The 12,588-nt window shown below is 72.9% G+C and carries 9 protein-coding genes; 4 read left to right on the top strand and 5 right to left on the bottom strand.

What is annotated here, in order from left to right; translation table 11 throughout:
- Nucleotides 1-60: 60 nt before the first annotated feature.
- On the top strand, nt 61-696 hold the full coding sequence (locus ECOMGDLI_RS19740) for a hypothetical protein (RefSeq protein WP_088318595.1): 636 nt from the start codon (nt 61-63) through the stop codon (nt 694-696).
- 27 nt (nt 697-723) lie between these two features.
- On the opposite strand, the gene ECOMGDLI_RS19735 is transcribed toward ECOMGDLI_RS19740, so the two are convergent.
- The 3 genes from ECOMGDLI_RS19735 to ECOMGDLI_RS19725 form a co-directional block, all read right to left on the bottom strand.
- Complete coding sequence (locus tag ECOMGDLI_RS19735) at nt 724-1,068, bottom strand: hypothetical protein (protein WP_088318594.1); 345 nt, start codon at nt 1,066-1,068, stop codon at nt 724-726.
- A 397-nt stretch (nt 1,069-1,465) separates the two neighbouring features.
- Complete coding sequence (locus tag ECOMGDLI_RS19730; RefSeq protein WP_088318593.1) at nt 1,466-2,275, bottom strand: GAF and ANTAR domain-containing protein; 810 nt, start codon at nt 2,273-2,275, stop codon at nt 1,466-1,468.
- Nucleotides 2,272-3,021 (bottom strand): GAF and ANTAR domain-containing protein, encoded by a 750-nt coding sequence (locus ECOMGDLI_RS19725; protein ID WP_369812772.1) that lies wholly within the window; start codon nt 3,019-3,021, stop codon nt 2,272-2,274. The genes ECOMGDLI_RS19730 and ECOMGDLI_RS19725 overlap by 4 nt, the downstream gene beginning before the upstream one ends.
- 285 nt (nt 3,022-3,306) lie before the next feature.
- Here ECOMGDLI_RS19725 and ECOMGDLI_RS34755 point away from each other — a divergent pair, with 285 nt between their 5' ends.
- The 3 genes from ECOMGDLI_RS34755 to ECOMGDLI_RS19710 all read left to right on the top strand — a co-directional run bounded on the left by ECOMGDLI_RS34755 (nt 3,307) and on the right by ECOMGDLI_RS19710 (nt 4,825).
- Nucleotides 3,307-3,747 (top strand): response regulator, encoded by a 441-nt coding sequence (locus ECOMGDLI_RS34755; protein WP_158221073.1) that lies wholly within the window; start codon nt 3,307-3,309, stop codon nt 3,745-3,747.
- A 65-nt stretch (nt 3,748-3,812) separates the two neighbouring features.
- The gene (locus ECOMGDLI_RS19715; RefSeq protein WP_088318590.1) at nt 3,813-4,118 is read left to right on the top strand and encodes a 2TM domain-containing protein; all 306 of its coding nucleotides are present in this window, start codon (nt 3,813-3,815) and stop codon (nt 4,116-4,118) included.
- A gap of 8 nt (nt 4,119-4,126) precedes the next feature.
- Nucleotides 4,127-4,825 (top strand): phosphoribosyltransferase, encoded by a 699-nt coding sequence (locus ECOMGDLI_RS19710; RefSeq protein ID WP_198955027.1) that lies wholly within the window; start codon nt 4,127-4,129, stop codon nt 4,823-4,825.
- On the opposite strand, the gene ECOMGDLI_RS19705 is transcribed toward ECOMGDLI_RS19710, so the two are convergent.
- Complete coding sequence (locus ECOMGDLI_RS19705) at nt 4,743-7,604, bottom strand: sulfide/dihydroorotate dehydrogenase-like FAD/NAD-binding protein (RefSeq protein WP_198955026.1); 2,862 nt, start codon at nt 7,602-7,604, stop codon at nt 4,743-4,745. The two genes, ECOMGDLI_RS19710 and ECOMGDLI_RS19705, sit on opposite strands and share 83 nt — an antisense overlap.
- Nucleotides 7,601-12,538 carry a 2-oxoacid:acceptor oxidoreductase family protein gene (locus ECOMGDLI_RS19700; protein ID WP_088318649.1) on the bottom strand — a complete coding sequence of 1,646 codons (4,938 nt, stop codon included), beginning with the start codon at nt 12,536-12,538 and terminating at the stop codon, nt 7,601-7,603. Before ECOMGDLI_RS19700 ends, ECOMGDLI_RS19705 begins: the two co-directional genes overlap by 4 nt.
- Between the last annotated feature and the right edge of the window lie 50 nt (nt 12,539-12,588).

The raw sequence follows: 12,588 nt of genomic DNA, 5'->3' as shown, positions 1-12,588 counted from the left end.
CGACACCGTCGACGTCCCCGTGAGGGGCATGATCGTTACACCGACTCCAGGAGGACCACCATGGGCACCGGGACCGAGATCGACGCGGGCGTGCTCGCCACGACCCGCCGCTCGCTGCACGGCGTCGCCGAGATGGTCGTCGCCGGGCCGCAGCACCGACGGTTCGACACGATCCGGCTGCTCGTCGCGCCGGGCGGGTTCCGCGGGCTGCACCTGCCGCTGCACGTCGACGGGACGACGCTGCGCTTCGACGGCGGGAGCGTCCCGCTCGCGGGGACCTACCGCGGCCTCGCCGATGCCGCAGGGGTCGACGTCGGCGTCGCCGTCGACCTCTATACCGACGTCACGGGCATCGACCCCGACGAGGAGGTCGTCGTCGACGCCGCGGCGGCCGCACACCTCGCGGACTGCTGGGCCCGCGGGGACGCCGCGCTGCGGGTGCTGGCCCCGGAGTCGTCGCCGATCCTGTGGCCGGAGCACTTCGACGTGGGCATCACCCTCGACCAGGTCAACTACGGCCTGTCGCCGGGCGACGGCTACCACCCTTCGCCGTACGCCTACGTCGGCCCCTGGACGCTGCGCACGGGCGACTTCTGGAACGCGCCGTTCGGAGCGGCGCGCCCCGTCGAGGACCTGCCGGACGTCGCCGCCATGGCGGCCTTCTTCGCCGAGGGCCGCGAGCGCGCCGCCTCCTGACCGGGCGGGGCCGGACGGCGCAGTCGCTCAGGCGCGTCGACCGCCGGCGCGACCGCGGTCGGTGGACGCGGTCCGGGACCGGCGCCGCACCACCACGCGGACGAGCGCGACGACCGCGAACGGCACGACGCCCCCGAGCAGGAGCGTCTCGTCGACCGAGAGGCCGTCGACGTTCGGCTGGAGATCCTCCTTGGTCGCCCAGCCGAACCACCACTCGCTGACGAGCGCACCGAGAACGGCGTACGCCGCCCAGGCGGCCGACCACAGGTACCGCGGGGCCGGGCGGCCCCACACCAGGTGCGTGGCGACGCCGAACGCCCCCGACAGGAGAAGCAGCAGTCCCGCACCTCGCAGGCCCAGGTCCCACGTCATGATCCGGCCCTCCCGTCCCGGCGGCCGACCTCACCACTCATCGTCGGTCTCGGCGGGCCGCCCGGGCGGGGACCTTGGACGTGCGCACGCCGGCACCGGCGGAGCGCACCGGCGCCGGACCACCGGGGTGGCGGGGGACAGGGCCGCCGGCAGCGAGCGGGCATGGGGGGCGGCCCCGCGTCGCTGCCGGCGGCGGTCGTGGTCGACCAGCACCCGGGAGGGCGCGCGACAGCGCGGACGGCTCAGCCGGGGGAGGTCGAGGGTCGGAGCGTGATCTGGGCTCCGGGGAAGGTGCCGGGACGCGCGCGTCCTGCACCTGTGTCGACCTTACGCGCCGGCGACGGACGCCGTCCATCGGACCGAGGACCCGTCCGCCCCGGGCGGGAAGCCCGGCCCGCTAAGGCGTCGGCTCCGCAGGGCCCGGCGCCGGAGGGCCGGGCATCGGCGCCTGCAGCGTGCTGGTGAGGATCTGCTCGGTGACGTCCGCGAGGCGCAGGTGGTGGGCGCGGGCGTAGCGTCGGATCGCCTCGAACGCGTCGTCCATCTCCAGCCCGAGACGCTCGGCGAGGACGCCCTTGGCCTGCTCGATCCGGATCCGGGTGTTCAGCGCGGTCTGCAGCTGGGCGGCCAGGGCACGGCTGTCGTGGATGGCGCGTTCCTGGATCAGACCGATGGCCGCGAGGTCGGCCATCCCCCGGGCGAGGCGCAGGTCCATCGGGTCGAGCGCGGTCGGGCTGGTGCGGAACAGGTTCAGGGCCCCGATCACGTCGTCGCGCAGCCGCATCGGGACGGCGTACACCGACCCGAACCCGTGCTCGCGCCGCAGCCGGGTGAACTCGGGCCAGCGGCCGGTCCCGGCCGGGTCGGTCCCCTCGGCGTCGACCTCGGCGATCGTCGCCCCGGTGCGCAGGCACTCCACGCAGGGCCCGGTGTCGGACTGGATCTCGAAGACCTCGAGCAGCTGTGCCCGGTGGCTGGACGTCGCGGCCACCTGCGGACGGCCGTAGACATCGGCGAGGAGCAGCCCGACGGCGTCGACGTGCAGCAGGTCGCGGCACCTGGTGGCGAGCGCGTCCATGTAGTCGGCGACGTCGAACCCGGCGACCAACGTGTCGGCGATGGCGACGAAGGCGTCGGTGATCTGCTCCTCGCGGGACGCGCTGCGCCGCGCCGTGGAGGTCCCTGCGTCAGGTCGCTCGTCGCTCATGACCGCGCCCTGCCCTCACCACCTGGGTCCGGCTGCCCTCTCGACGGGTCGGCGACCACGGGCGCGAAGCGCATCCTGCGCGCGACCACGTCGTCGGCGACGTCCATGAGGGGCCGGTCCTCCGCGTAGCTGCGGGCCACCAGCAGGCTGAACGCCTCGTCGATCGTCACCGCGGCCTGGACCATGACCATCCCGGTGGCCTGGTGCACCTTGGCCCGGTGCCGGACCGGGTCCAGGAGCAGGTCCGGGACGTCGTCGTCGTCGCCCCGGCCCGACAGCAGGACGTTCGTGGCGGCGTCGGCGTACGCCAGAGCGGTGTTCAGCTCGGGGTCGGACAGCTGGCCGGGGTGCTTGCGGTACAGGTCCATGACGCCGAGCCGGATCTCACCGATCTGCAGGGGGAACGCGAACACCGCCCGGATCGGGGTGTCCCCCAGCGGGGCGAGCAGGGCCGGCCAGCGGCCGGCCGGGAGCATCCTGACGTCCGGTTCGAGGACCGGCCGGCGCCACGTGGCGGCGTCGACGCACGGCCCTTCGTTCAACGAGAACTGCAGCTCCTCCAGGAGTGCAGCCAACGGGTCCGAGCTCGCGACCGCCCCCGCAGGGACGGTCTGGTTCATCACCGACAGGGATGCCCCGTCCACCGGTACCTCCGCAGCCGCCGAACGGCACAGCCGCTCCGGCAGTGACCCGGTTCCGCCTCCGGCCAGCGCGGCGAGGATCGACTCGCGCCGAGGCGGCGTCACCGACGTTCTCCGACCCGGGCACCGGTCTCGTCCCGAGGATCCATGGTGCTCCGATCGCAGATGTCCGGCGTCGCGACCGGCGTCGTCGAGTCAACCCCAGCAGGCCGTCGAGAACAAGTCGCCGGCGCCGTACCCGCCACCTTGCGCCGCTCGCGGTGCCCTGGCCTAGGACAATGGTCGCTTCCGGGACATCCGCGTCGCGGCCTAGCGTGGGCCGGGTTCGACTCGTGCTGCCCAGATCCCGCATCGCCGGTCGTCGTCGACCCAGAGGATGCGAGGTCCGTCATGAGCGACGTGGACGTGCGACCGTCCGGGACCACGGAGCCGACGAGCGTCGTGCTCGTCGAGGACCACCGGGGCATCCGGGAGATGGTCGCCGAGACGCTCGCAGCGGCCGGGTTCCGCGTGCTCGACACCGCAGGCACCGTGCGGGACGCCCGGCAGAGCATCGTGCGGCACCTCCCGCGCGTCGCGGTCATCGACAACCGGCTGCCCGACGGTCTCGGGGTGGACCTGTGCCGGACCCTGTCGCGCGAGACCCCCTCCGTCGCCCTCCTGATCTACACGACGGACCTGACGCCCGCGCGGACGAGGGAGGCCCTCGACGCCGGGGTCGACGCCGTCGTCCTGAAGTCGATCCACGCCCAGCCGCTCATCGACGCGCTCCGCGGCCTCGTCGCCGTCCGTGGACCGTTGGCCCCTGGTCACGGCCCGGTGCGCCGGTGACGATGGAGGGTGGACGCGTGCGTCCGCAGGTCGTGGACGCCGCGGCGTACCGGAGGTGACCGGCGATGCAGAACGAGTTCGACGACGAGATGCCCGAGACCGCGGGTGCCACGGCACTGCGAACGGGCGATGACCGCCACGCGGCGCGCAGGCGCCTGGAGAAGAAGCGGGCCTGGACGTCCGGGCTCGTGGCCTACGTGGTGGTCAACAGCTTCCTCGTCGGGGTCTGGGCCCTGACGGGCAGGGGCTACTTCTGGCCGGTCTGGGTCATCGGCGGATGGGGCCTGGGGGTCGTCCTCAGCTTCTGGGACACCTTCGTGCGCAAGCCCATCAGCGAGGCGGACGTCGACGCGGAGATCCGTCGCAGCTGACGGCGACCGTGCAGAAGTTCCGCGACAGGGTGGACGCCGGCCGCCGGCTCGCCCGGCGGCTGGAGCACCTGCGCGGCCGCGATGTCGTCGTCCTCGGGCTGCCCCGGGGCGGCGTCCCGGTCGCGGCGGAGGTGGCGGACGCCCTCGGGGCCCCGCTCGACGTCGTCGTCGTCCGCAAGCTCGGCCTGCCGTCCCAGCCCGAGCTGGCGATGGGCGCGATCGGGGAGGGCGGTTTCCGGGTGGTGGACCAGGTCCTGGTCGCGCGGGCGCGGATCACCCGGGCGCAGTGGCGGGCGGTGGAGGACCGCGAACGGCGTGCGCTCGAGGAGCGCGTCGGGAGGCTCCGGCGCGGGCGGCCCCGTCCGGGCCTGCGAGGCCGCGTCGCGGTCGTCGTCGACGACGGCATCGCGACCGGGGCCACGGCCCGGGTCGCGTGCGAGGCCGTCCGGGCGCTCGGGGCCTCGACCGTCGTGCTGGCGGTGCCGGTGGCCCCGGTGGGGCTCTCGACGGCGGTGCCCGGTGCCGACGAGGTCGTGTGCCTGCGGGCGGCGCGACGGTTCGGCTCCGTCGGGCAGTACTACGACGACTTCTCCGCGGTCGGCGACGACGAGGTGGTCGCCCTGCTCACAGCCCGTGCTGGGCCCGGCTCCGCTGCTCCTGGTTGCGGAACTGACCGAACCGCGGGAGGAACTTCTCCCAGTCGATGATGGCGGCGTCGATCTCCGGGCCGTCGATGCAGGCGTGCTTGCGCACCATCTTGCCGTCGACGACGACCGGCACCATGCAGGCGCCGCACATGCCGGTGGCGTCGACCATGATCGAGTTGAGGCTCGCGACGCAGGGGGCGCCGAACCGCCGGCACAGGTCGCTCACCGCACGCATCATGAGCGGCGGCCCGATCGTCACCACCTCGGCGACGCGGCGTCCCTCGCCGTGCCGGTTCGCCTCGAGCATCTGCTCCAGAGGGCCGGTGACGAAGCCCGGCACGCCGTACGTCCCGTCGTTCGTGGTGACGACGACGTCGAGCAGGTCGCCGAACTCGGCCTGCAGCCGGCCGACCCGCTCGTCCGGACCGAGCCAGAACATGAGGCCGGCGCTGCGGAAGCCCGTCACCAGCGTGACGTGGTTCCCGGCGCGCAGGTGCTCGCGCATGATCGGGTACACCGGCGGCAGGCCGAGGCCGCCCGCGGTGAAGACGACCGTCGTCCCCGGCTCGTGCCGGTGGATCTCGCTGGCGCGGCCGAGCGGACCTGCGATGCCGGCGAACGAGTCGCCGACGCCCATCCGGTTGATCTCGATGCTGCTCGTCCCGACGCCCTGGACGACGAGGCAGATGGTCCCGGAGTCGGCGTCCCAGTCGGCGAGGGTCAGCGGGATCAGCTCGCCGTGCTCCCACGGCAGCACCCGGACGAACTGGCCGGCCTGCGCGGCGTGCGCGACGAGCGGCGAGCGGACGACGAACTCGTCGATCCCGTCGCTCAGCTCGGCCTTGTGCAGGATCCGCTGCGAGGTCGCCGCGACGTCGGAGTACTCCCGGGCCCGCGCGACCATCTCGCGGACGGCGGCCGGCTCGAGGTCGATCGCACCGATGATCTCGCGGGCGGCCGCCTGCCCGTCGCCCGCCGCCATGATCGCCGTCGACCCGCCGCGGGCGGCGTCGCCGCCGGTGTAGACGCCGGGCAGCGTGGTCTCCTGCGACCCGTCGTGGTCGAGGTCGATGGTGCCCCACTTCGAGGTGTGGAGCCGGGGCTCGGAGTCCTTGATGATCGGGTTCGCCGCGTTGCCGAGCGCCATGATGACGAGGTCCGCGGCCACCGTCTCCTGGGCGCCGGTGACGACCGGGCTGCGTCGTCCGGACGCGTCCGGCCGGCCGAGCTCCATGACGTCGAGGACGGCCCCGGTGACGAAGTTCGTCGCCGGGTCGCCGAGGAACTCCGCGGGGGAGCGCAGCACGGACAGCGCGATCTCCTCCTCGAGGGCGTGGTGCAGCTCCTCGACGCGGGCCGGCATCTCCTTCTGCGTCCGGCGGTAGACGATCGTCACCTCGCCGCCGAGCCGGCGTGCGGTGCGGGCGGCGTCCATCGCGGTGTTGCCGCCGCCGATGACGAGCACCTGCCTGCCCTCGACGTCCGGCAGCGGGGTCTCGTAGTCCGCCCGCTGGCCCTGCATGAGGTTGACCCGGGTGAGGAACTCGTTGGCGGACATCACGTTGAGCAGGTGCTCGCCGGGGACGTTCATGAACCGCGGGAGGCCGGCGCCGGAGCCGACGAAGATCTTCCAGAAGCCGGCCGCGCGCAGCTCCTCCAGGGTCGCGGTCTTGCCGACGACGAAGTTCGGCACGAACTTGCCGCCGAGCAGCCGGATCTTGCCGACGACGTCGTCGATGAGGTCGTTGGGCAGCCGGAACTCGGGGATCCCGTAGCGCAGCACGCCGCCGAGCGCGTGGAAGGCCTCGAACACCGTGACCGGGAAGCCCTCGGCGCCGAGCAGGTAGGCGTTGATGAGGCCGGACGGCCCGGAGCCGACGATCGCCACCGGCGGCCGCGCGGCGACATCCCACGGGTCGCGCCGGCCGGCGAACCGGTCCGTCGCGGCATCGGGGTGCAGCCGCTTCTCGCGCTCGGGGAGGAACCACTCGAGCTGGCCGATCGCGATCGGCATCTTGTTCTGGATGCAGACGCCCTGGCACTGCAGCTCCTGCGGGCAGACCCGGCCGGTGACGTCCGGCAGCGGGTTGGCCGACTCGATGAGCTCCATCGCCTCGCGGAACCGGCCGGTCCCGACGAGCTCGAGGACGCGCGGGATGTGGATCTTCACCGGGCAGCCGCCCTTGGGCTCCCGGCGGCCGGCGAGGAGGATGCCGATCTCGCACGGCTTCTCCTCGCACTGCTTGTCCCGCAACGCCTCCAACCAGACGAACAGGTCGACCTCGGCGGTGGTGTACCCGAGGGTCAGGTAGCCCTGGTACCCCTGGTTGACGAGCCCGAAGTCGTGCTCGCGCTCCTGCGCGTCGCGGATGTACGGCGGGATGCTGTTGCCCGCCGGCCAGTCCCGGGACAGCCCGTCGAACATCGGGTACCGCTCGGACAAGCAGCGGTCGAGCCCACGGACGAACTTGCGCTTCATGCCGAGGTTGAGGCCCCACACGAACCGCATGAGCACCTTGGCCGCGTCGTCGCCGCGGAGCAGGGTCGCCCACATCGCGCGGACGAAGTCGTCGCCCAGCTCGGGCTGCCGGAACTCCAGTGCGACCGCTTGCATGCCGTCGGCGATGAACATCTCGCGGAAGGCCTGCGGCTGGGCGACGAGGCGCCGCTTGAGCAGGTCGAGCTGGCGGTTGAAGGTCTCCACCGGCTCGGAGTGCTCGAGCACCTCGACCCGGGCGCGGGTCTGCTCGAGGGTGCTGCGGGCGTCGAGGTAGTGCCGCAGGTCCTCGGGGCCGACCGCGTCGGCGGCCGGGCCCCCGGGCGGCGGGCCGGCCGTCACCGGATGATCTCCGCGTCGCAGTTCGCCCGCACACGGTCGATCCGCTTGCGGATCTCCGGGGTGACCTCGACCGTGTCGACGGCACCGGGGATCATCCGGGCGACCGTCCGGGCCTCGCCGTCGATGACGACCGTCGCCTTCTGGAAGAACTGCGGCAGCTCCTGGTAGCAGGTGCCGCAGTCGTTGCAGAGCGGCTCGTCGGCCGGGTCGAGGAAGACCGGGCCGGCCGTCAGGACGGTCGACCCTGCTGGTGCCGCGGTCGCGGCGGCGGCCGCCGGGGCCGGGCCGCCGAACGCGCCGGCCGGTGCGGCGGCGGGGGCCGACGGCACGGCGGTCGACGACGCGAGCTCGGTCATCGCCCGCGCGATGTCGTCGAGCGACGCCTCGCGCAGCCGGACCGCCTCCTCGTAGCGCGCCTGCAGCTGCTGGAGCTCGGCCCGGTGCGCCGCGGTGAGCCGGGTCTCGTGCATGCCGGAGAGGAACTGCAGCGTCCGCCAGTAGCGGCGCCGCTCCTCGACGAGCCCGACGACGGACGACGAGCACACGACCTTCGTCAGGTGCCGCTCCTCGTCGGTCGCCCAGACGAACGGGACGGTGCCGGCGCGCAGCCCGGACGGCATGTCGACGTACTCGTGGATCGGGACGGCGACCGGCTCGAGGTCGGCCGCGAGGGTGCGGAACTGCTTCTTGAACCGGGTCTCGCCCAGTGCGAACTCGGCCGGGGTGAGCGGCGTCGTCATGAGCTGCACGTCGCCGTTCTCGTCGAGGTACTGCAGCGTGGTCGTCGTCCAGTCCGCCTCCGGGTCCGGGTTCCCCTCGACGGAGAACGCCTCTTCGGGAGAGGCCCCGCGGCGCGGGTCGTGGACGAACAGCGGGTTCATCCGGCTCTCGACCGCGAGCCGGGCCCGCGCGTTGGACGCCGCCTCCGGGACGCCGTGCTCGGACCCGCACGGGGTGTAGACGTCCATCACGGCCGGGCCGTCGGTGTACGTGACGAGCTCGGTGGCGTTGCGCAGGAAGTGCGCCTGGAACGCCGTGCTCGTCGCGACGACCAGCACGTGCGGGTGGAAGGACGCGAGCAGGCCGAGCTCCTTGCGGTTCTCGTGCTTGCCGGTCGCGGCGCTGCCGAACCGGGCGAGGTCGGAGTCCTGGCCGGTGAAGCTCGCCGTCGACGCCTGGCCACCGGTGTTGGAGTACACGCCGGAGTTGAGCACCAGGACCTTCATCGGGGTGTCGCTGGCGAGGATCCGGGACATCGCGCCGAACCCGATGTCGTAGCTCGCGCCGTCGCCGCCGATCGTCAGCACCGTCGGGAGCAGACCGAGCTCGTCGGTGCTGAACTCCTCCCAGGAGAGCATGTCCAGCTGCGGGTCGTGCAGGTCGGCACGGTAGGCGTCCTCGAGCTCGAGGCGGGCCAGCCGGAGCATCCGGACGTCGGGGACGAGCTGGGCGGACAGGCCCTCGAAGATGCCCTTCGCGAGCGGCTGGGCGTCCTGGAAGAGGCTGTTCACCCACGGGTCGGTGTAGGAGTTGAACGGCATCGTCGAGGCGTACACGCTGCTGCAGCCGGTCGCGTTCGCGATCACCGTGGACGCCGGGCCGTTCCCGGTGGGGCCGGCCTCGTAGAGGTACAGCCGCCGTTCGAGGGCCGCCACGATCGTGGAGATCCGCTCCCGCCGGGTGGTGTCGGCCGGGTCGAGGGCGTCCCGCTTGGCGGTGAGCCCGTGGAGCAGAGCGTCCAGCTCGCGCAGATGGGCGCGACGGCGCTGCGCGCCGAGGGCGTGGCTGACCGACATGAGCAGCCGCAGCGCGGTGACCTCGCCGCAGCCCCGGCAGCCGCCGTGCCCGCCGGTCGTCGCGTAGTAGTTCGAGCGGTCGAGCAGCAGGCGCTTGATGTCGCCGTCCGGGGTCGTCGAGCCCTCGAGGAACCGGCTCGGCGCGTTCGGCAGCGTGGCGGAGAACGTGAAGCGCGCCTGGAGCGTGCCGAGCACGTCGTCGTCCTGCTCCGTCGGCGTCAGCGCGCCCGGGCCGCAGACCTCGATGCACTCCAGGCAGCCGGTGCACTTCCACGGGTCGACGGTGGCGGCGAAGAGCGCGCCGCTGCCCGGGGAGACCTTCTCCGGGGCGTCGAAGAACGGCCGGGTGCGCGCGACCGGGAAGCCGGCGAGCACCTCGACCACCGCGGCCACGTTGCGGGCCAGCACGGGGTCGTCGTCGCCGACCCCCGCCACGTCCGCCACGATCCGGTGGAACGGGCGGCCCTCGGTGTCGGTGCGCAGCGCCGCCCGGACCCGTTCGGCGAGCCCGTAGACGAGGCCGCGCAGGGCCTCCCGCTGGGCGTCGGTGACGTCCACGGCGGCGATCCCGGCGAGCAGCAGCTCGTGCACCTCGTGCACGGTGTTCGGGATCGCGGCGTCCGGGCAGACGAGCGCGCACTCCATGCAGCCGGTGCACGTGCTCACGTCGATGCTCGGAACCGTCCTGCGGAACAGGCCCTTGTCCTTGCGGGCCGCCGTCCCCGCAGGCATGAAGAGCCCGGCGCCGGGGAACACCGGTGCCTCGCCGATGGTGCCCTCGCGGAACGGGCGGGCTGTGATGTCCTCGTAGTAGGCGGGGTCGAACAGGCCGCTCGACGCGGCGGCCGTCGTGCTCGAGCACATCGACGCCGAGACGCCGGTGCCGGCCAGCAACGTCCGCGGCAACGGCTTGTCGTCGAGGGCGAGCAGCTCAGGGGAGTCGAGGTCGACGACCCGGGTGGCCTCGATGCCGTCCCGGATCACCGCCATGTTGCCCTCGACGACGGCGTCGCCCTTGCGACCGAACTTCTTGACGATCTGGGCGTGCACCTTGTCGAGGATGACCTCCTCGGCGGCACCCGCCGACACCCGGTCGACGTGCGCGGCGACCGAGCCGATGAAGGCGATGCCCATCATCCGGGTCTCGAGGTCCGAGGTCGGGGCGTGCCGCCGGGCGACGCTGAAGGCGTCGACGACGAGCAGCCGGATCCGCTTCTCGCGGATCGTCCGGCGCGCGTACGACGGCAGCTCGCGCCAGACCTCCTCGTTGCTCAGGCTCGACTGCAGGATGAACGTGCCGCCGGGGACGAGACCCTTGAGCGGGTTGGTGTGGATGAACGCCCGGTGGTCGGGCGAGATGACCACCTCGACGTCCTCGAGCTCGGCGTTCGTCAGCAGCACCGGTTCGGGGCTCAGGGTGATGTAGTAGTTCGTCGGGGCGCCGCTCTTCTCCGACCCGTACTTCGGGGCGGACTTCGAGTGCATGCCGAGCACGCCGGCGAGGATGTCGGTGAGCAGCTTGCCGGTCGCGATCGTGCCGTAGCCGCCGACCGAGTGGAACCGGATCCGGATCGCCGACTCCGGCAGCAGCACCGGGTTCGGCCCGGTCTCCAGCGCCATGAGCTCGGTCTCCGGGTACGCCGCCCGCAGCCGCTCCTGGAGCTCGGCCATCCGGCCCCGCGAGCCCGGGTCGAAGAACTGGGACCCCAGGTACACCAACGGTGCCGGGGCGCCGGCGGCCATGTTCTCGAACGCCGCGACGAGGTGCCGCGGCTGCAGGTCGTGGCCGCCGAGCCCGAAGATCGCGGTCGTCAGCACCGGCACCTCGTCGGCCGGCGGCACGCCCGGGTGCCGGTCGGTGCCGGTCCGGGCGTTCTCCCGGGCCCGGAAGAGCGCCTGGGTGACGAACGAGGTGAGGGCGGTCTGGTCGGACCGCTCGAGGACGGTGACGGCCTTCTTGCCCCGCAGGGCCTCGACGACCTCCGCCTCGGGGAAGGGCTGGAGCAGCTTGACGGCGACCAGGCCGACCTTGAGGCCCTGCGCGCGCAGGTGCGGCAGGACGGCGCGGACGTCGTCCGTCACCGACCCGAGCCCGACCATGACGTAGTCGGCGTCGTCGCAGTCGTAGGTGTGCACGGGGGCGTACGTCCGGCCGGTGAGCCCGGAGTACTCCGACATCGCCTGCCGCACCAGGTCCGGGACGGCGGCGGCGAAGTGCGTCCGGTGGTCCACCGAGCCGGCCTGGAAGTCCGGCTGGTTCTGTACCGGCCCGGTCAGGCCGGGGTTGTTGACGTCGACGAGCGCCGGCACGAGCTGGCGGGTGCCGCGCTCGAACGCGTTGACCCACTGCCGGCGCCACTGCGCGTGCAGGTCAGCGGGGACCCAGCGCTCCGTCTGCTCGACGAGGTCTCCGGCGCCGTCGGGCTCGACGGCCTCCGCGTTCGCGTCGAGCCAGTCGGTGAGGGCGGCCAGGTGCTCCGGGCGCAGGTCGCCGGAGTGCCGGTCCAGGTAGCTCTTCAGCTGGTGCACACGACCCTTGGCGCCGAAGAGGATCTCCTGCGCCACGGTCGGCGCCGGGATCCGGCCGGCCGGGTCGCCGAGGTACTCGCGGAGCAGCTCGGGCTCCGGCATGAGCGCCTCGCTGAGCATGTGGCTCGTCGAGAAGCCGTCCATGGCGTTGGCGACGGGGATCAGCGACAGCGCCGAGGTGCGGTAGGCGATCGCGGCGAGGTCGGCGGCCTCCTGCGGGTTGGCCCCGAACAGGACCGTGTACCCCGACGACAGCAGGGCGTAGACGTCGTCGTGGCCCGCCATGACGTTGAGGGAGTGCTTGGAGACGACGCGCGCCGCCACCTGGAGCACGAAACCGCCGATCTTCTTGCCGACGGTGACGTAGTGCGACTCCATCGCGTAGAGGATGCCCTGGCTCGACGACGCGTTGGAGATGAACTGCCCGCCGGTCAGCGCCGCGCCCAGCGCGCCGCTCTGCGCCGAGTGCTCGCCCTCGGGCTCGAAGAAGAACGGGTGCTTGCCCCAGACGTTGAGCCCGCCCTGGGCCCTGGCGGCCTCGAAGAGCTCGGAGATCTCGGTGGACGGCGTGATCGGGTACCCGATGACCCCGCCGCACACGTGCGACATGACGTGGGCGACCGCCCCGTTGCCGTTGATGACGGCGGGAAGACCGGGGT

The organism is Kineosporia sp. R_H_3 (assembly GCF_002198675.1).
Taxonomy (GTDB): domain Bacteria; phylum Actinomycetota; class Actinomycetes; order Actinomycetales; family Kineosporiaceae; genus R-H-3.
This window is presented reverse-complemented; position numbering and strand designations above follow the sequence as displayed.